16 protein-coding genes and 2 pseudogenes are annotated in these 17821 nt (G+C 68.7%); 10 read left to right on the plus strand and 8 right to left on the minus strand.

Annotation, left to right across the window (positions count from 1 at the left end; translation table 11 throughout):
• The first annotated feature begins 295 nt into the window (after positions 1–295).
• The 3 genes and pseudogenes from ACGFYV_RS07525 (at position 296) to ACGFYV_RS07535 (ending at position 2914) form a co-directional block, all read left to right on the plus strand.
• The gene (locus ACGFYV_RS07525; RefSeq protein ID WP_393877432.1) at positions 296–1222 is read left to right on the plus strand and encodes a hypothetical protein; all 927 of its coding nucleotides are present in this window, start codon (positions 296–298) and stop codon (positions 1220–1222) included.
• Between the two features lie 185 nt (positions 1223–1407).
• Positions 1408–2643 (plus strand): annotated as a pseudogene (locus tag ACGFYV_RS07530) (recombinase family protein); the annotation flags it as partial.
• Positions 2644–2797: 154 nt separating this feature from the next.
• Positions 2798–2914, plus strand: a complete 117-nt coding sequence (locus tag ACGFYV_RS07535) for an HNH endonuclease (RefSeq protein WP_393877433.1) — start codon at positions 2798–2800, stop codon at positions 2912–2914.
• 1135 nt (positions 2915–4049) lie between these two features.
• Here ACGFYV_RS07535 and ACGFYV_RS07540 read toward each other — a convergent pair.
• Positions 4050–5390, minus strand: coding sequence for a tol-pal system YbgF family protein (locus ACGFYV_RS07540; RefSeq protein WP_393877434.1), 1341 nt, complete (start codon positions 5388–5390; stop codon positions 4050–4052).
• Between the two features lie 141 nt (positions 5391–5531).
• Between ACGFYV_RS07540 and ACGFYV_RS07545 the strand changes: the two genes are divergently transcribed.
• From ACGFYV_RS07545 to ACGFYV_RS07570, 6 genes are all read left to right on the plus strand, one after another.
• Positions 5532–6080, plus strand: a complete 549-nt coding sequence (locus tag ACGFYV_RS07545; RefSeq protein ID WP_393877435.1) for a hypothetical protein — start codon at positions 5532–5534, stop codon at positions 6078–6080.
• A 91-nt stretch (positions 6081–6171) separates the two neighbouring features.
• A complete protein-coding gene (locus tag ACGFYV_RS07550) occupies positions 6172–6501 on the plus strand; it encodes a hypothetical protein (RefSeq protein WP_393877436.1) in 330 nt (109 codons plus the stop codon).
• Positions 6498–6815, plus strand: coding sequence for a hypothetical protein (locus tag ACGFYV_RS07555; RefSeq protein WP_393877437.1), 318 nt, complete (start codon positions 6498–6500; stop codon positions 6813–6815). The genes ACGFYV_RS07550 and ACGFYV_RS07555 overlap by 4 nt, the downstream gene beginning before the upstream one ends.
• A gap of 98 nt (positions 6816–6913) precedes the next feature.
• The gene (locus ACGFYV_RS07560) at positions 6914–8167 is read left to right on the plus strand and encodes a helix-turn-helix domain-containing protein (RefSeq protein ID WP_393877438.1); all 1254 of its coding nucleotides are present in this window, start codon (positions 6914–6916) and stop codon (positions 8165–8167) included.
• 495 nt (positions 8168–8662) lie between these two features.
• Positions 8663–8869, plus strand: coding sequence for a hypothetical protein (locus ACGFYV_RS07565; RefSeq protein ID WP_393877439.1), 207 nt, complete (start codon positions 8663–8665; stop codon positions 8867–8869).
• Positions 8869–9153 (plus strand): hypothetical protein, encoded by a 285-nt coding sequence (locus ACGFYV_RS07570; protein ID WP_393877440.1) that lies wholly within the window; start codon positions 8869–8871, stop codon positions 9151–9153. The genes ACGFYV_RS07565 and ACGFYV_RS07570 overlap by 1 nt, the downstream gene beginning before the upstream one ends.
• Positions 9154–9317: 164 nt before the next feature.
• Here ACGFYV_RS07570 and ACGFYV_RS07575 read toward each other — a convergent pair.
• The 3 genes and pseudogenes from ACGFYV_RS07575 to ACGFYV_RS07585 all read right to left on the minus strand — a co-directional run.
• A pseudogene (locus tag ACGFYV_RS07575) lies at positions 9318–9620 on the minus strand (hypothetical protein); the annotation flags it as partial.
• A gap of 57 nt (positions 9621–9677) precedes the next feature.
• Positions 9678–10637 (minus strand): EamA family transporter RarD, encoded by a 960-nt coding sequence (gene rarD / locus ACGFYV_RS07580; RefSeq protein ID WP_393877441.1) that lies wholly within the window; start codon positions 10635–10637, stop codon positions 9678–9680.
• A 204-nt stretch (positions 10638–10841) separates the two neighbouring features.
• The gene (locus ACGFYV_RS07585) at positions 10842–11696 is read right to left on the minus strand and encodes an SDR family oxidoreductase (protein ID WP_393877442.1); all 855 of its coding nucleotides are present in this window, start codon (positions 11694–11696) and stop codon (positions 10842–10844) included.
• Positions 11697–11835: 139 nt separating this feature from the next.
• Here ACGFYV_RS07585 and ACGFYV_RS07590 point away from each other — a divergent pair, with 139 nt between their 5' ends.
• Entirely contained in the window at positions 11836–12204 is a 369-nt protein-coding gene (locus tag ACGFYV_RS07590; protein ID WP_393877547.1) for a winged helix-turn-helix transcriptional regulator, read from the plus strand.
• A gap of 27 nt (positions 12205–12231) precedes the next feature.
• Here ACGFYV_RS07590 and ACGFYV_RS07595 read toward each other — a convergent pair whose 3' ends face one another.
• The 4 genes from ACGFYV_RS07595 to ACGFYV_RS07610 all read right to left on the minus strand — a co-directional run bounded on the left by ACGFYV_RS07595 (position 12232) and on the right by ACGFYV_RS07610 (position 17722).
• Positions 12232–13293: a 2-oxoacid:ferredoxin oxidoreductase subunit beta gene (locus ACGFYV_RS07595; RefSeq protein ID WP_393877443.1), complete on the minus strand. Its 1062-nt coding sequence runs from the start codon at positions 13291–13293 to the stop codon at positions 12232–12234.
• Positions 13286–15214 (minus strand): 2-oxoacid:acceptor oxidoreductase subunit alpha, encoded by a 1929-nt coding sequence (locus tag ACGFYV_RS07600; protein ID WP_393877444.1) that lies wholly within the window; start codon positions 15212–15214, stop codon positions 13286–13288. Before ACGFYV_RS07600 ends, ACGFYV_RS07595 begins: the two co-directional genes overlap by 8 nt.
• A 278-nt stretch (positions 15215–15492) precedes the next feature.
• On the minus strand, positions 15493–16152 hold the full coding sequence (locus tag ACGFYV_RS07605) for a LuxR C-terminal-related transcriptional regulator (protein ID WP_393877548.1): 660 nt from the start codon (positions 16150–16152) through the stop codon (positions 15493–15495).
• 199 nt (positions 16153–16351) lie between these two features.
• Complete coding sequence (locus ACGFYV_RS07610) at positions 16352–17722, minus strand: sensor histidine kinase (RefSeq protein ID WP_393877445.1); 1371 nt, start codon at positions 17720–17722, stop codon at positions 16352–16354.
• Positions 17723–17821 lie beyond the last annotated feature (99 nt).

A 17821-nucleotide genomic window follows, 5' to 3' on the forward strand; every position in this document is an offset into this window, starting at 1 on the left:
GTGATTTCTCCCGTGCCGCCCGTATGCCGTCGGCAGTGGCGGCCCGCTTGCGCACGGTGCCTTCGAGCGCCCAGCTGCACGCAGCCACCGGTGCCTCGGCGGCAGTCGGCCCGCACAGGTGACAGCCCGTACGGATGACGGGACCGCGCGGATGGTGGGACGTGCGAATGGCGGGACGCCGCTTCTGGGACGAGGCTGTGACGTCGTGGTGACGCGTGGGGTGAGCCGAGGGGACAGACTGGCAGGCAGGACGCTCAGGAGCGATCCGTGCCGCCCGGGGAGTGAGGGAAATCCGATGTCTCGACTCAGCTTCGAGAAGAAGCGGCCGCAGCAGCCCGTGGCGGCGCACCCGGCGGCCGTATCCGTCCGGGTGCTCGGCGCGGACCGCGCGTCGGTGGGCGGGACGGCGGTAGCGGCGGCACCGGGCGAGGAGATCCAGCAGGCGGTCCTGAACCATCTCCAGCGCCTGGCCATCAGCCTCGGCGCCCCGATACGCGCCACGATCCACGACGACCGCGCCGGATGCGTCGTCCCTCTTGAGGTCTCACCGGACGGCTCCAGCCGGGTGGCGGGGAAACCGGAGCGGCTGGCTCCGCAGGAGGGGGAGAGGCGGGCGAGCGTGCCCCACCAGGCATTCACCGCCGACATCGACGTTCCCCCCGCCTCCCTCACCCCCACTCCCGCCCGGGGTTTCGACGCCGTGGCGGAGGAAGTGCTCGCGGAGGGGCCGCCCACCGGGACCGCGCAGGGGGCCGAGTTCCTGGCCGAGCCGACGACGCGGATCAACGAGGCGGTCAGGGCGGGCCGTATCGAGGTGGCGGCGCAACTCGTCGGCCGTACCGTCGCCGAGGCCACCGCCGTGCTCGGCGCCGAGCACGCCGGGGTGCTGCGCCTGCGCGAACTGGACGCCTACATCGCCTACTTGGCGGGCGACCCGGTCCGCGCCTGCCGCCTCTCCCTGAACCTCGCCCGCATGCGCCGGCACGCACGGGACGCGGAGGCGGCCTACGGCAACGTGCAGAGCGCGGCGACCGCCTGGCGTGCCGTGCGCGATCCGGAGGAGGGGCTGCGGCTGGGCCGGGACCTGATCGCCCTGTGGACCGACCTCAGCGCCGAGCCCGGCCCGGCCGCCGACGACCCGCACCCCCTGGAGTCCGCCCGCGCCCGCATGATCCGCCTGACGGACCGGGCGGCCAAGGCGGCGACAGCGGCCCAGCCGTAACGAGCCGAACGACCACCCGGCGGCTACCCGGCGCGGCTGCTCGGCCGAACGGCTACTGCACGCAGAACTCATTGCCCTCGGGGTCTCCCAACACTCCGTTCTAGCGGTTCTGGAGTGTGGCCATGGTGGCATCGGTGCTGGTCAAGGGCGAGACGAGCGGGAACGCGCTGGTCCCTACAGCGGACATGACGACTACCCGCAACCCCCTAGCCGGGACGGTGTTCCAGACCGAGACCCTTCGGGGTGTGCGGTGCGTCCGGCTCTCCGTACTCACTGATGAGACCACCAGCCCCGAGCGGCAGCGCGACGCAGACGACGCGATAGCCGCAGAACTCAACATCAACTTTGGCGAGGGTGACGGGCTCCGCGAAGCCGTGGACCTTGACGTGTCCGCGAGCAAGATTGCCCCGTTCGACCGTCCCGCGCTCGGCGGGTGGCTCTCCCGTCCGGACGAGTACGACGCGCTTGTCTGGTGGCGCTTTGACCGTGCCATCCGATCCATGAGCGACATGCACGACCTAGCCAAGTGGGCTAAGGCGCACCGGAAGATGTTGGTTTTCGCCGAGGGCATCGGCGGGGGCAAGCTCGTCTTTGACTTCCGCAACCCCATGGACCCCACGTCCGAACTCATGATGATGATGCTTGCCTTTGCCGCTCAGGTGGAGTCGCAGAGCATCACGGACCGGGTTACCGGAGCCATGGCAGCCATGCGCCGGATGCCGCTTCGGTGGCGTGGTGGTGGCCGTCCCTCGTACGGGTACATGCCCGCCCCCATGCCGAAAGAGCACGGCGGTATTGGCTGGACGCTCGTCCCGGACCCGGATGCCGTGACGGTCATTGAGCGCATCGTTCGTGAGCTGTTGGAAGGCAAGACCGTTTCGGCTATCGCAGCGGGACTCAATGCGGACGGGAAGCCGAGCCCGCGCGATCACTGGGCAGTGAAGATGCAGCGCGAAAAGGGCGGCAAGACCGGCGGGGCAAAGGGCTCACATGTGGTGCGTGCTGTCTTCAAGTGGACCCCCGCCGTTATTACGCGGATGCTCCGGAACGAAACGCTCATCGGCTGGAAGATGCACCGGGGCAAGCCCGTCCGTGACGCCGAGGGCAACCCGATCATGCAGACGGAACAGCCGATCATGACCCGTGAAGAGTTCGACCGGATCGGCGCGGTTCTCGACTCCCGCAGCATCGACAACCGGGAACGGTCGGACACGGACGCACTGCTGTTGCGTGTGATCCACTGCGACTCTTGCGGGGGCCGCATGTACCTGTCCAAGCCGACCCGCAAGGGTGCGAGCGTCAATGACTTCTACAAGTGCAACAGTCATGCGCGCGGGGACCTGTGCACGCTGCCCGCGAACGTCAAGGCTGAGTGGGTGGACGAGTACGTGACCGCCGAGTTCCTGCGGCTGGTCGGCTCCGGCTTCGGTCCGTGCTCGGCGTGCTCGCCGCGCGGTGCTCGCCCGGGTGTTCTCGGGGGCCGCTCGTCTCCGGGCTCTGGTCGGTGCCCGTGGTGGTGCCCGCTGTGCCCGGTGCGGCTCGCTCGTCCTCGCGGACGTGGTGGACGTGGACCACATGCAGCCGCTCGCACTCGGGGGCGAGGACACGGACGGCAACGTGCAACCGCTGTGTCACGTCTGCCACTTAGTCAAGACGGCTGAAGACTTTCCGTTCTATCCCACCCCCTACTGATGTGCACCAGCCCCGCACCAACAACCAAGAACGTCACCCCGAGCCACGCAACCGGGTTGTTCGGGACGTGGTGCACGCTCACGTCAACTCCATCGGGGTGGAGTTCAAAAGCGTTGTTTCGTGAGCGAGCGTTGCCGCTGCCACTCGTGTTCCTAGTCATGGGTGCAGGACACCGGGTCTCGGGCGGTAGGTCAAATTCCGCAGATACCAGGACACTCTTTCGGCTGGAACGGAGGGGATTGCCCGTTCCCTCGCCTACTGCCATGCCCTCGCTGGTGTTGACCGCTCGCGGTCTTGCCCCCGGTTGTCTCCGGGCAGTCACCGCGCTGTGAGCCACGCTGCGAGCCCGCTTCCCACGGCCGTGGTGAGTCCTGCCACCAGCCATCCGGGGATGCTTTGAATCGTCAAGTGGAGTCCGCCGCAACGAAGTTCGAACGCGGGCGCGGTGGTTGCTGTCTTGGTCATGTGTGCATTTCACCCGCGTCACCGAGGCTGCGGAAGTACCCGCCGCTGTGAAACCTGTGAAACCTCAGTCGAGTTCGTGATAACCCGTGAAACCACGTACGGAGGTACCCCCATGCCCCGTAAGCCCCGTCCCCCTTGCTCTGTTCCCGGCTGCCCCGAACTCACCACGGGCGGACGCTGCCCGACACATGCAAGGGAAGCCGAGCAACAGCGAGGGACGACCACGGCCAAGGGATACGGCGTCCGATGGGAGCGCATCCGTAAGCGCTACCTGTACGCGCATCCGTGGTGCGTGCTCTGCTCTGTCGTTGCGACGGTCGCCGACCACTTTCCCGAGTCGCGCCGTTCGCTGGTCGCTCGGGGCGTGTCCGATCCGGACGCGTGGTCTCGTCTGCGTCCGCTGTGTTCGACATGCCACAGCCGCGAAACCGCGAAGCACCAGCCGGGCGGTTGGGCAGCCGAACGCGTCAAGCCTCGCCGCTCATGAGCTGGTGACCAGGGGGTGACCCCCTCCCTGAGCCGCAAAAGAACGGCAGGGAGGCAAAAAACTCGTATGGCTCATTAAGGCGTTTTCGCGGAGGTGACCGCGAGCTGACCTAACGGAAGCACCCGCCCCCGCGCGCGTCATTCGCTAATGAATGATGCGCGCGGGGTCTTTTTTGTCCCTCGGTTAGACCGTAACCGATGGCGGGGTGACGAGGCGTGCGCGCTCGTGGAGGCTCCGGGCAGCCTGATTCTTGAGATAGGGTCGAATCCGGGCCTGCATTGTGGACATGGCCTTATCGCACTGTCCCGATTGAACGTCGGGGTAAATTTCCACGACCTTGCCCCATGTGGCACACGCGCTTTCGAGGTGGCCAATTTCTAGCTGACGCTCGGCAAGCATGGACAGGTAACGAATTCGGTTCCTCTTGAACGAGCTATGCCGCAGCTTATCGGATTCCTCTAGGTCTTTGACTGATCCCTTAATGTCACCCAGTTCGTACCGCACCTGCCCGGCATGGTATGTCAGCGAAGACGGGTTGTACGAGCCGAACGTCTTGGTTTGAGATTCGGCCTTTTCCATTGCTACTTCGGCCTCTCGCAGATACATAAGCGCCTTTGTTCGCTCGCCAAGCTGCGCGGAGGCGTGCGCTTGCTGTCCGGCCAGAAAGGCGCGCATTCGCGGACCAGCCTGTGGAGAGGCAGACGCGGCTGCGTCAGCAAGGCGCATCGCAGTTCTCCCGTGACGTAGATCAACTGCCTGAACGCTCATTCCCCGCAGGGTTGTGCAATACGTAAGATGGTCTTCCGATGCGCCTGCTAGCTCTAGCGCTTTGAGGTAATACTGTTGCGCCAGGCCGTGAACCCCCTCGTCCACAGCCATATATCCAGTGAGATAGCAGAGATCCGAAGCCGCTGACATCATCGCCTTACGGACTTCCTCTGTCGCATCGGCTCGAAGGTACGGGGCGACCGTATTCACGAGGAAAGCCGCCGCCATCGGGCGAGCGTGCCGACCTCCGAATTGATCGTCCAAGTCAGACACACGCTCTGTCATGGCGATGACCATGTTTACATCGGCCATTCCTATGCGTTGCGTCTTTCCCGACTGAACCGCTTCCATGCGTCCCACAACATCCGGCCACCCAGGGACGGTAATTGCCGCGGAGTGCAGTCCCGCACTCAGGACGCTTCGGCGTGAGGGGTCCATGTCTTGCCTCCCGAGGTCTACCAGCCCTTCAACGGTAGTCGGGTGACTGTTGGACTCTTCCGGGGGTGCTGGAAATCCTGCGTCGGCGTGTGTGATGGGGCGGAGCAGTCTCCGGGCGAGCGCTTCCAGAATCAGAGGTCGCACAGCCTCTTTCGGCAGGTGGCCACTCAACCACTGGTGCACTGAGGGCTGTTGGTACTTGAGAGGGGTTCCGCGTTCGGTCCCGATGCGGTTGACCTCTTGAGCGAACTGCCGCAGGGTCCACCCGCTCTCGCGGTACAGCCGCTCAAGTCCGGCGTTCGGCTGTCGTGTCGTCACTGGTCCCCAACTCCCGTGCTCTGACTGCTTAACGCTCTTAACTCCTGCCCTCTTCCCAACGGTACCGCTGTGCGTGGTCGGACGGTTGCCTAGTGCGAGCACGGCCACCGCAAGGGACGACACCGCAAGGAGGGCCCGGACATGGAGAAGCACGCACGAACGGCCACGGGGAACCCCGAGCGGTCCAATGCGGGAATACCGGTTCGGGCCTACTGGTGCGAAGTAGTCGCGGAAGGAGAGGTGTACGGGACGCGCGAGACAGTCCCGTACATCCTTGGCACCTTCCAGACGATCTCGCCGAAACTCGCGCTGCGGTGGTTACAGGGCGAGGCCGCGCGCATCGCGGACCGGCTCGACCCGGACCCGGAACGCTCCGCGTGGGTGCAGCCGTGGATGGGCGTGGACACCGTGCCCGTGCCCGACTGCCCCACAGAGTTTCGGTTCTGGAGTCTCGACCCCGAGGAGCACCAGACCGCGCGGGACCAGCTCAAGGAAGGTGCCCCGTTCTCCACAGTCATCCCTGACAAGGGGTGCCGCTTCACCTTGACCGTGTGGCCCGTGGTCGTGCCCTCGCCCGAGTCGAGCCCGACACTGCCCGCCGATGACGGACAGTCCACATGCCCCCGCCCTGGTCACACGAGCCACAGGAAGCCCCGCCGCAAGGCGGGTGGGCTCATCCCCTTTCTGTGACCAGGGCGGGCCGCTCGGCACCGTATGACCAACACGGCGGAGCCGCGCACCCCGAACCTCAACCGCGCACCATGACCGAAGGAGAACAGTCGTGAACACCCTTCCCCATGCCGAGCCCACCGCAGAGCGCGCCCGGGAGATCCTGACGGCCATCGAGGCCGATCCGGAGTTCGCCGCGTTCAGGGCCGCGAGCCTGCGCTATGACGAGGACTGGACCTGCTTCACCGGTGGTCCGGTCATCAGCGAGTACGACCAGGCCGCCGACGCGGCCCCGCTGTTCATCGAGGGACTGCGCGCGCTCTGCCTCAAGGCCGCCGTGTTCGAGGCGACCGGCGACGAGCGCGCGGCGGAAATCCCCGTCGCCGTGCCCGTGGACGAGATGACCCACGCGAGGGAATGCCTGTTCAAACCAACGGAATGATCCTCACGAACGAGTACGGCCCTGCCGTGCGCGCAAAGCTGTCCTCTGGGCTCCTGGTCGTGGTGGACAACAACATTGCTACGAACCTGGGCGGGGGCACAAATGAAGATGAGATCTATGTAGTCCCGCAACGTGAATGCCACCTGTGGGAGGATCCTGCCGCCCCGATGTTCATCCGCGCGGAGCAGCCTGCCGCCGCTTCACTCGGTGTGCTCCTGGTCGCGTACGCCTATTTCGCGTACACCTTCCAGCGCTACGCGTCCGGCGCCATGGCGAAGGTGTCGGGCACGGGTCTGGTCACGCCAACGTTCTGATCACAGAGGACGAGTAGGGCGTACGGCGGGACGCTCACACGAGAGCGGCCTTGCCCCATACCCTGACAGTGTCGAGCTGTTCAGAGAGGGGCAAGGCCGTGCCGTCTGAAGAACCTACCCCGGACCCGTATGCCGATCCGCTGGTCTTCGGCCAGCGCCTACAGATGCTGCGAACCCGCAAGGGCATGACACGCGACCAGTTGGGCGGGTTGCTCGGCAAGTCCGGATCCTGGGTCAAGGGCGTCGAGACCGGACGTCTGAAGACGCCCAAGCTGGAGACGATCCTGCACATTGCCGAGTTGCTGCGTGTCCGTGACCTGTCGGATCTCACCGGCAACCAGTCCGTGCATGTCGACCTGTTCAGCGGCCCCGGTCACCCTCGCCTCGCTGCGGTCAAAGCCGCTGTGGATGCCTTCCCGCTTACGACGCAGCACGAGGCGCCCCCGGCTGCGCACCTTCAAGCGAGGCTTGCCCGAGCCTGGAAGGCCCGGCACGAGGCACCCAACCACCGCGAGGTGATCGGCGCGTTGCTGCCGGACCTGATCCGGGATGCTCAACTCGCCGTGCGGCAGGCCGAGTCCGCCCCGGATCGCAGGGCGGCTCAGGCTGTGCTCGCCGAGGTCTATTCGCTGTCTCAGTTCTTCGTGGCCTATCAGCCGGACGCCGCCCTGTTGTGGCGTGTCGCCGAGCGGGGTCTGATCGCTGCCCAGGAGTCCGAGGATCCGCACGCTATCGGGGTGGCCGCGTGGCTGGCCGCGCAGGCACACCGCGACGCGGGGCCCGCGCACTTCGACGCTGCCGACGCGATCAATCTGGAGACCCTGGCGTATCTCGAACCGCTCCTGCCCGATGCCTCAGACAATGTCCTCGCCATCACCGGTGCCCTCACCTTCGAGGCTGGATACACCGCTGCCCGGAGGGCAGAGACCGGCACGGCATGGCGGTACTGGGACCAGGCGCGCGCCATGGCTCAGCGGCTCCCTGACGACTACTACCACCCCGTGACGTCGTTCTCCCGCGCCATCATGGGCGCACACGCGGTCACCGTGGCCGTGGAACTACGGCAGGGCGGCGAGTCGGTCCGGCAGGCCGCCGCCGCAGACGCCGTCACGATCAAGTCAAGGCCTCGACGAGCCCGCCACCGCATCGAAGAGGCCCGTGGCTACCAACTCGATGGGCAACCTGACGTCGCCCTCGCCACGCTGGAGAAGGCACACGAGGCGGCACCGGAAACGATCAAGTACAACGGATACGCGAAGCGCATCGTCCTGGAAGAGGCCGAGTCCAAAGATCCGGCCCGTCGCCGCCGCGCATCCGAACTCGCGGTAAAGATCGGTCTGTTGGCTGCATGACGGCAGGGGCACAATCTGTGCCCCTGTCTCCTTCTCGCCGCTCCTACGGTCGAAGACCACGAAGACCCCGGCGACCGCTCACGACGGTCCCGGGGCGTGGCCGATCTGATAGGAGCAGACCGACATGCGATTCGTACCACACCCGCTCGTATGGGTGATGAGAGTTCTGTTAGGGCGACGTACCCCCGGCAAGCACAGCAGTGCCTACACACCTCCCGCCGCACCCCCGGCGCCCCGCAGGCGTCCTACGGCCGACGTCTGGGGTGCGCGGCTGGTCGTTGCCCGCAGGCGCCGCGCGGAGCGGCACGCAGGGACCCCGTATCCGCCTCAGCCGCAGGCACGCGCCGAGTGGTTCCCCCCGCCGCGCGACTGGGAGGCGGAGGAGGCATGGGAGCCCACGGGGCCTCTTGTCCGGCCCTACGTCGGCGCGCACGGCGGAGCGCCCCGGAGCAGCCGGGCAGGCGCCCATGCGGACCCCTGGGGGCGCGTCCAGTGATGACGATCGAGGTCTACCGGATCAATCCGGAAACCGGCGCCCGTACGCAGGTGCGCGGCAAACACACTGTGGAGCCGTCGGAGGCGCCGGACTTTTCCAGCCGGTACCCGATGTGCGAATGCCCGCGCTGCACCGCGCCCGGCAGCCGTAGCCGGATGCACGCCCTTGTGACCGAAGCAAACCGACGCAGTAGGGGGGAAGTGTGATGCGCGCGTTGATCAAAGCGGCTGAATGGACGCTGGGCGCCGAAACCGGCGAGGGCGCCCCGTCGGGCATCTACTCGGCCGAGTGCATCACCTGCGGGGCACAGGCACAGCCAACTGACAATGAGCGCTTGCCAGTTGAGGTCTGGGCGCTGAAGCACACGGGCCTGAATCCGACGCACCGTCAGTTCAAGGCGACGGCGGAAACCTTCTGGCGAGTCACCCCCGCCGACGGCAACCCGTACGCCGAGCAGGACAACGCCCAGGGCGCCATACAGGGCGCCTAGCACCACCACCCGAAGGCTGCCGCTCCGGGGCGCTGCGAGGCGCAAGGGCAGCACTGCCAGACCCCCGCCCCGCCTCCCCCGACGGGACGGGCAACGGCCCCCGGCTATGCGGCAAGGCGCACAGTCGGGGGCTGCGCCATGGTTACGTCTTCGCTACGAATCCCCTCCGGCACCCGCTGGAACAGCAGCCGCCGCCCGAGGCCGGTGCCGGTGTCCGGGTCGTACGGATCCTCGGGATGCCGTACGGCGATCAGGTCACGGAAGGCGGGACGGCCGTGGTGTTCGACGGTGGCCTCCGCCGACAGCGCCCCCACGGACAACAGCCGCTCGACGAGCGCACCGTTGTCCTCGGCCGTGTAGCGCAGCGCGGCGGCCCAGAAATCGGCCTGCGCATGCGGGTCGACGGCGTCGACGACGAGCTTCCAGTGCAGAGGGGCCGGCGCCTCGGCGGGCGTGTGTGTCGTCATGCGGTCAACGTACCGAGGCCGCCCGCATCCCGGGGCTGCGGGCGTGGCCTCGCGGGTTCAGGCGTCCACGGTGGCCGAATCCGTCGCCTCCGTGCGGGGAGCGGGCAGCGGGCCCCTCGTTCCGCGGGCCCGCCTCGCCGACTGCATCGCGCTCCAGGTCAGCAGGATCAGGGCCAGCCACACCAGGGCGAAGCCCGCCCAGCGCTCGGGGGGCATGGCCTCGTGGAAGTAGAGGATGCCGAGGACGAACTGGAAGACCGGGGCCAGGTACTGGAGCAGGCCCAGGGTGGACAGCGGGACCCGGATCGCGGCGGCGCCGAAGCAGACCAGGGGCAGGGCGGTGACGATGCCGGTCGAGGCGAGCAGGGCCGCGTGCCCCGGACCCTCGCTCGTGAAGGTGGCCCCGCCGTGCGCGGAGAGCCAGAGAAGGTAGCCGAGGGCGGGCAGGAACTGGATCGCGGTCTCGGCGGCCAGCGACTCGACGCCGCCGAGGGCGACCTTCTTCTTCACCAGGCCGTACGTGGCGAAGGAGAGGGCGAGGCACAAGGAGATCCACGGCGGGCGGCCGAAGCCGACGGTCAGGACGACGACGGAGGCGACACCGACGCCGACGGCGACCCACTGCAGGCGCCGCAGCCGTTCCTTGAGGATCAGCACGCCCATCGCGATGGTCACCAGCGGGTTGATGAAGTACCCGAGGGACGCCTCGACGACGTGGCCGGCGTTCACGGCCCAGATGTAGACGCCCCAGTTCACGGTGATGACACCGGCGGCGAGCGCGACGAGCCCGAGGCGCTTGGGCTGGCGCAGCAGCTCCCCGGCCCAGGCCCAGCGCCGTACGAAGAGCAGGGCGACGGCGACGAAGGCGAGGGACCAGACCATCCGGTGGGCCAGGACCTCGGCCGCGCCCGCGGGCTTCAGCAGCGGCCAGAACAGGGGGACCAGCCCCCACATGCCGTACGCGGCGAAGCCGTTCAGCAGGCCTATCCGGTGTTCTCCCTTGGACATCCCGGCCATGGGCCCCTCCTTTTCGCTACCAGGCACGCGGGTAAGAAGGTAGCGCCGAGCACCCCGGTCTGTCATGTCCGTACCGCTATACGGTCATGACAGTCCGGAAAGGCGTGCTGAGCAGGCGGTTCGGCCATTGAGTAACAGCCCGTGCGCTCAGCATGCTCAGCCCGTGCGCTCGGTCCGTGCGCTCAGTACGCCCAGTCCCTGCCCTCAGCCCTTGAGCGCTGCCGCCACGGCTTCGCGCAGCGGGGTGGTCGGGCGGCCCGCCAGGCGGGAGAGGTCGCCGGTGGAGACGACCAGCTCGCCCTTCTCGATCGAGGCGTCCACCCCGACGAGGATCTCGGCGAACGGCGCGGGCACCCCGGCGCCGGTGAGGATGCCCCGCATGACCTCGCCGGTGACGGCGTTCAGGGCGATCTCCCGGCCGGTCTGCCGGCTCAGCTCGGCCGCGTACTCGGCGAAGCTCCACGCCTCGTCGCCGCCCAGCTCGTACGTCGTGTTCTCGTGGCCCTCGCCGGTGAGCACGGCGACCGCGGCGGCGGCGTAGTCGCCGCGGGCGGCGGAGGAGATCCGGCCCTCGCCCGCGGCGGTGACGACCGCGTCGTGCTCCAGCACGGGAGCCAGGTTCTCGGTGTAGTTCTCGTGGTACCAGCCGTTGCGCAGCAGGCTGTAGGGCAGACCGGAGGCGAGCAGCGCCTCCTCGGTGCCCCGGTGGTCGTCCGCGAGCGCGGCCCTCAGGCTGCCCGGGGCGCTGGTGTACGCCAGCAGTGCCACGCCGGCCGCCTTCGCGGCGTCGATGACGACCCGGTGCTGGTGCGCGCGGCCCTTGTCGAACTCGTTGCCGGAGATCAGCAGGACCTTGTCGCCGGCGGAGAAGAGGCCGTCGAAGGTCCCGGGCGCGTTGTAGTCGGCGACGGCGAGCCTCACCCCGCGGGCGGCGAAGTCCGCGGCCTTCGCCTGGTCGCGCACGACGGCGGTGATCCGCTCCGCCGGAACCTTCTCCAGCAGCTGCTCCACGACGTGGCGGCCGAGATGTCCCGTGGCTCCGGTGACGACGATGCTCATGATGCGCGTTCTCCTTGTGAGGTCCGATGCCGCCAACCCTAGGAGGAGCGCTTACTGAGCGAAAGTACCCACTTTGAAGTAAGGTACTGGCGTGACGGTAAGCAAGTCGGTGGTGTCCTTCGAGGCCGAGGCCGAGGCCATGTGCCCGTACCGGCTCGTGCTGGAGCATGTGACCAGCCGCTGGGGTGTCCTCGTGCTGATCGAGCTGCTCGACCGCGGTCACCGCTTCAGCGAGTTGCGGCGCGCCGTCGGCGCGAGCGGCGGCCGGCCGGTCAGCGAGAAGATGCTCGCCCAGACCCTGCAGACCCTGGAACGCGACGGACTGGTCCACCGCGATGCCAAGCCGGTCATCCCGCCCCGCGTCGACTACTCCCTGACCGGTCTCGGCCGTGAGGCGGCGGAGCAGGTGCGGGCGCTGGCCAGGTGGACGCACGAGCGCATGGACGACGTGGAGCAGGCCCGCCGGGCATACGACGAGGCCCGGGAAATCCAGTCCCGGGCCTCGTGATCGTCGGACGCTACCGGCTCGCGGACCTCAGCCGATGACCGTCCAGGTGTCCCCGCCCGCCAGCAGCGTGGCCAGGTCGCCCTTGCCGTGCTGTTCGACGGCGGTGTCGAGCTGCTCGGTCATCGCCGTGTCGTAGACGGGCCGCTCGACCGAGCGGAAGACCCCGATCGGCGTCTGGTGCAGGGTGTCGGGGTCCGCCAGCCGCGACAGGGCGAACGCGGTGGTGGGGGAGGCGGCGTGCGCGTCGTGGACGAGGACGTCCGCCTCGTTCTCCGGCGTCACGGTCACCACCCTCAGATCACCGCTCTGCCGGTCGCGCACGACACCGCGCGCCCCGTCGGCGCCGAGGCGGATCTGCTGCCCGTGCTCCAGCCGGATCAGCGCGTCCTCGGCCCGCTGCTTGTCCTTGAGGGCGTCGAAGGCGCCGTCGTTGAAGATGTTGCAGTTCTGGTAGATCTCGATCAGCGCCGTGCCCGGGTGGTCGGCCGCCGCGCGCAGCACCTCGGTGAGGTGCTTGCGGTCGGAGTCGATGGTGCGGGCGACGAAGGAGGCCTCCGCGCCGAGCGCCAGCGACACCGGGTTGAACGGCGCGTCCAGCGAGCCCATCGGCGTCGACTTGGTGATCTTGCCGACCTCGGAGGTGGGGGAGTACTGCCCCTTCGTCAGGCCGTAGATCCGGTTGTTGAACAGCAGGATCTTGAGGTTGACGTTGCGGCGCAGGGCGTGGATGAGGTGGTTGCCGCCGATGGACAGCGCGTCGCCGTCACCGGTGACCACCCATACGCTCAGGTCCCGCCGGGAGGACGCCAGGCCGGTCGCGATGGCGGGCGCGCGGCCGTGGATGGAGTGCATCCCGTAGGTGTTCATGTAGTACGGGAAGCGGGAGGAGCAGCCGATGCCGGAGACGAAGACGATGTTCTCCTTCGCCAGGCCCAGCTCCGGCATGAACCCCTGGACGGCGGCCAGGATCGCGTAGTCACCGCAGCCGGGGCACCAGCGCACCTCCTGGTCGGACTTGAAGTCCTTCATCGACTGCTTGGCCTCGGCCTTGGGAACCAGCTGCAGCAGCCCGTTGGTGGCGTCAGTCATCGATGGCCTCCTTGAGCGCGGCGGCGAGCTGTTCCGCCTTGAACGGCATGCCGTTGACCTGGTTGTAGGAGCGGGCGTCGACCAGGTACTTCGCCCGGACCAGGGTGGCGAGCTGCCCGAGGTTCATCTCGGGCACGATCACCTTGTCGTAGCCCCCGAGGACCTCGCCGAGGTTGGCGGGGAAGGGGTTGAGGTGGCGCAGATGGGCCTGGGCGATGGACTCGCCGGCCTTGCGCAGCCGTCGTACCGCCGCCGTGATCGGGCCGTACGTCGAGCCCCAGCCCAGGACCAGGGTGTGCGCCGCGTCCGGGTCGTCGACCGTGAGGTCGGGGACGGCGATGCCGTCGATCTTGGCCTGGCGGGTGCGGACCATGAAGTCGTGGTTGGCCGGGTCGTACGAGATGTTGCCCGTGCCGTCCTGCTTCTCGATGCCGCCGATGCGGTGCTCCAGACCGGGCGTGCCCGGGACCGCCCACGGCCGGGCCAGCGTCTGCGGGTCCCGCTTGTACGGCCAGAAGACCTCGGTGCCGTCCTCCAGCGTGTGGTTGGGACCCTGGGCGAACTGGACGCGCAGGTCGGGCAGCTCGTCCAGGTCGGGGATCCGCCACGGCTCGGAGCCGTTGGCCAGATAGCCGTCGGAGAGCAGGAACACCGGCGTGCGGTACGTCAGCGCGATCCGGGCCGCCTCCAGAGCGGCGTCGAAGCAGTCCGCCGGGGTCTTCGGCGCGATCACCGGGACCGGCGCCTCGCCGTTGCGGCCGTACATCGCCTGCAGCAGGTCCGCCTGCTCGGTCTTGGTCGGCAGGCCCGTCGAGGGGCCGCCGCGCTGGATGTCGATCACCAGCAGGGGCAGCTCCAGGGAGACGGCGAGCCCGATGGTCTCCGACTTGAGCGCCACACCCGGACCGGACGTCGTCGTCACCGCGAGGGAGCCGCCGAACGCCGCGCCCAGCGCCGCGCCGATGCCCGCGATCTCGTCCTCGGCCTGGAACGTCCGCACACCGAAGTTCTTGTGCTTGCTCAGCTCGTGCAGGATGTCCGAGGCCGGGGTGATCGGGTACGAGCCGAGGAACAGCGGCAGGTCCGCCTGCCGGGACGCGCTGACCAGGCCGTAGGCCAGGGCCAGGTTGCCGGAGATGTTGCGGTAGAGCCCCGGCGGGAACGCCTTCGAGGCGGGGGCGACCTCGTAGGAGACCGCGAAGTCCTCGGTCGTCTCGCCGAAGTTCCAGCCCGCCCGGAACGCGGCGATGTTGGCCGCCGCGATGTCCGGCTTCTTGGCGAACTTGCCGGCCAGGAACTTCTCGGTGCCCTCGGTCGGCCGGTGGTACATCCAGCTCAGCAGACCCAGCGCGAACATGTTCTTGCTGCGCTCGGCCTCCTTGCGGGAGAGCGAGAACTCCTTCAGCGCCTCGACGGTGAGCGTGGTCAGCGGCACCGGATGGAGGTTGTAGCCGTCCAGCGAGCCGTCCTCCAGCGGGGACTGCCCGTATCCCACCTTCTGCAGGGCGCGCTTGCTGAACTCGTCCGTGTTGACGATGATCTCGGCGCCGCGCGGCAGATCACCGATGTTGGCCTTCAGAGCGGCCGGGTTCATCGCGACCAGCACGTTCGGCGCGTCGCCCGGGGTGAGGATGTCGTGGTCGGCGAAGTGGAGCTGGAACGAGGAGACACCCGGCAGGGTGCCGGCGGGAGCCCGGATCTCGGCAGGGAAGTTCGGCAGCGTGGAAAGGTCGTTGCCGAAGGTCGCGGTTTCCGAGGTGAACCGGTCACCGGTGAGCTGCATGCCGTCGCCCGAGTCCCCCGCGAACCGGATGATCACCCGGTCCAGGCGCCGCACGTCCTTCGCTCCGCCCGGTTTGCGCTGCTCTCCCACGACGGTTCCGTCGGTCTGCTCCGCTGGGCTGCTGACCTGGCTGGTCACTGAACTGGACCTCCTTCGAGGCGGCTGTTCCGGCATGGCCGTCCCACGGACCATCCCAACATCAACCCTACGTCGCCGGGGTCGGCTTCCCGGGGCCATCCGCGTGATGGACGGGATTGTGAGACGTTTCGCGTGACGGCCTTTCGCGCTGACTATTCATGCCGACTGCTCATGCTGACCACTCATGATTTCCCCGCCCCCCGGAGCATTGCTCGAAGACGCTCCCCGCGTGTCCCGATGACGGTGTTGCGGGTCCTTCCGGACACAGTGTCGGGCCGTCACGAGTTCAGGTAGGTCAGAACGGCCAGAACACGCCGGTGGTCCCCGTCGCTCTGGGCCAGGCCGAGCTTCAGGAAGATGTTGCTGACGTGCTTCTCCACAGCCCCGTCACTGACCACCAGCTGCCGCGCGACGGCCGAGTTCGTCCGCCCCTCCGCCATCAGCCCCAGCACCTCGCGCTCGCGCGGGGTGAGCCCCGCCAGCACGTCCTGCTTGCGGCTGCGGCCGAGCAGCTGGGCGACCACCTCCGGGTCCAGCGCCGTACCGCCCCGGGCCACCCGCACCACCGCGTCCACGAACTCGCGCACCTCGGCGACCCGGTCCTTGAGCAGATATCCCACACCCCGGCTGGAACCGGCCAGCAGTTCGGTGGCGTAGCGCTCCTCCACGTACTGTGACAGGACCAGCACCCCGAGCCCCGGGTGCGCCTTGCGCAGCCGTACGGCGGCCCGTACGCCCTCGTCGGTGTGCGTCGGCGGCATCCGCACGTCCGCCACCACCACGTCGGGCAGCTCCTCCTTGGCGTGCAGGTCGGCGATGGTCCTGACCAGCGCCTCCGCGTCCCCGACGCCGGCCACGACGTCGTGCCCGCGGTCGGTCAGCAGCCGGGTCAGGCCCTCCCTGAGCAGCACCGAGTCCTCGGCGATGACCACCCGCACCCTGTCCTCCACGTCCGCCACGATGTCCTGGCCCCCCGCTGCCCGATCCTCCGGCGGTGTCCGCCCGTACGGAGGTCCAGCATTCCAGCATTCCCGCCGGGGCGCCGCCGCGACGTGGGAACCGTGCTCGGCCGTGACGGGGGAACCGTGCTCAGCCGCGATGTGGGAACGCTGCTCGGCTGCGACGGGGGAACCGTGCTCAGCCGCGCCACGGCAGTTCCGCGCTGACGCGGGTGGGGCCGCCCGCCGGGGAGTCCACCAGCAGGACGCCGTCCACCGCGTCCAGTCGACCGGACAGGCCCGCGAGACCCGAGCCGAGGGAGGTGTCCGCGCCGCCCACGCCGTCGTCCGTGACCTGGAGCATCAGCCGGTCCTCGGCGCGCCACACGTCCACCGAGGCGGACCGGGCCCGGCTGTGCTTGCTGATGTTCTGCAGCAGCTCGGAGACGGTGAAGTAGGCGATGCCCTCGATCGCCGGGGCCGGCCGGGAGGCCAGGTCGACCTCCACCCTCACCGGGACCGTGCAGCGGGAGGCGACCGAGGACAGGGCCGCGTCCAGGCCGCGGTCGGTGAGGACGGCCGGGTGGATGCCGCGGGCCAGGTCGCGCAGCTCCTGCAGCGCGGTCTTCACCTCGCCGTGCGCCTCCTCCACCATCCGCGCGGCCACCCCCGGGTCCTCGCGCAGCTTCTCCTTGGCCAGCCCCAGGTCCATCGCCAGGCCGACCAGCCGGGCCTGCGCCCCGTCGTGCAGGTCGCGCTCGATGCGGCGCAGGTCGGCGGCAGCCGTGTCCACCACCACCCCGCGGTCCGACTCCAGCTCCACCACGCGCGCCGACAGCGGCGACGGCCCGAGCAGCCCGCGCACCAGCAACCCGTCCACGGTCGTCAGCGCCCGGACGATCCACGGCGTGGCCAGTGTGAAGAGGAGTCCGACCAGCGCGGTCACGGTGATCTCGAAGGGGTTGTCCAGGTAGACGCTGTGATGCCCGTCGCCGTACAGCTGGATACCGCCCTGCCCGGCGTACATCGGGAACACCCAGAACCACAGCGGGTACGTCAGCAGCGTCCAGCCGGTCGTCCAGAAGGTCACGGCCACGCAGAACGAGAACACCGCCCAGGGGAACTGCAGCAGCGCGTACAGCAGGTGCCGCCAGGACGAGCCGCTCTTGAGCACCGCGCCCATCCACGCGAACACCCCGGACCGGGTCGGCCGCAGCGGTTCCGGGTCGGCCACCTCCAGGTGCAGCAGGCCGCGCGCGCGGGCCCGCTCCAGCGCGCCGAAGCCCCGGCAGCCGGCCAGCCCCGCCGCGAGCACCGGGATGCCGACGAAGGTGACCAGCATGCCCGCGCCGAGCGACACCGTCGTCACCGTCCAGGTGAACAGCACGATCGAGATCGGCAGGCTCAGCAGGACGTAGCCGAGCTCGCGCCAGGCGCGTGCCTCCAGCGGCGCCCGCAGCGCGGCGGGCATCCGGTGACGCCGCTCGTACCGGCGCCCCGGCTCGTACCCGTACCCGCGTCCGTACCCGCGTTCGTACCCGTGTCCGTGCTCGTACTCCGTGGACTCCATGGCCATCGGTGTCGTCCCGTTCCCCTCGTCATGGCGGCGGTGGCGCCGTACCTCAAGAGTCGTGCGTCGCAGGTCCACGGGCCATGGAGGCCGTCGGCG

Source organism: Streptomyces sp. NPDC048297, assembly GCF_043201585.1.
In the GTDB taxonomy this organism is placed as follows: domain Bacteria; phylum Actinomycetota; class Actinomycetes; order Streptomycetales; family Streptomycetaceae; genus Streptomyces.

Coding starts and splice junctions, on each gene's coding strand:
- ACGFYV_RS07595 (WP_393877443.1), bottom strand. CDS start 13,293: ATGACTGACGCCACCAACGGGCTGCTGCAGCTGGTTCCCAAGGCCGAG.
- ACGFYV_RS07525 (WP_393877432.1), top strand. CDS start 296: ATGTCTCGACTCAGCTTCGAGAAGAAGCGGCCGCAGCAGCCCGTGGCG.
- ACGFYV_RS07610 (WP_393877445.1), bottom strand. CDS start 17,722: ATGGAGTCCACGGAGTACGAGCACGGACACGGGTACGAACGCGGGTAC.
- rarD (WP_393877441.1), bottom strand. CDS start 10,637: ATGGCCGGGATGTCCAAGGGAGAACACCGGATAGGCCTGCTGAACGGC.
- ACGFYV_RS07555 (WP_393877437.1), top strand. CDS start 6,498: ATGATCCTCACGAACGAGTACGGCCCTGCCGTGCGCGCAAAGCTGTCC.
- ACGFYV_RS07570 (WP_393877440.1), top strand. CDS start 8,869: ATGCGCGCGTTGATCAAAGCGGCTGAATGGACGCTGGGCGCCGAAACC.
- ACGFYV_RS07590 (WP_393877547.1), top strand. CDS start 11,836: ATGTGCCCGTACCGGCTCGTGCTGGAGCATGTGACCAGCCGCTGGGGT.
- ACGFYV_RS07585 (WP_393877442.1), bottom strand. CDS start 11,696: ATGAGCATCGTCGTCACCGGAGCCACGGGACATCTCGGCCGCCACGTC.
- ACGFYV_RS07545 (WP_393877435.1), top strand. CDS start 5,532: ATGGAGAAGCACGCACGAACGGCCACGGGGAACCCCGAGCGGTCCAAT.
- ACGFYV_RS07535 (WP_393877433.1), top strand. CDS start 2,798: ATGCAGCCGCTCGCACTCGGGGGCGAGGACACGGACGGCAACGTGCAA.
- ACGFYV_RS07565 (WP_393877439.1), top strand. CDS start 8,663: ATGACGATCGAGGTCTACCGGATCAATCCGGAAACCGGCGCCCGTACG.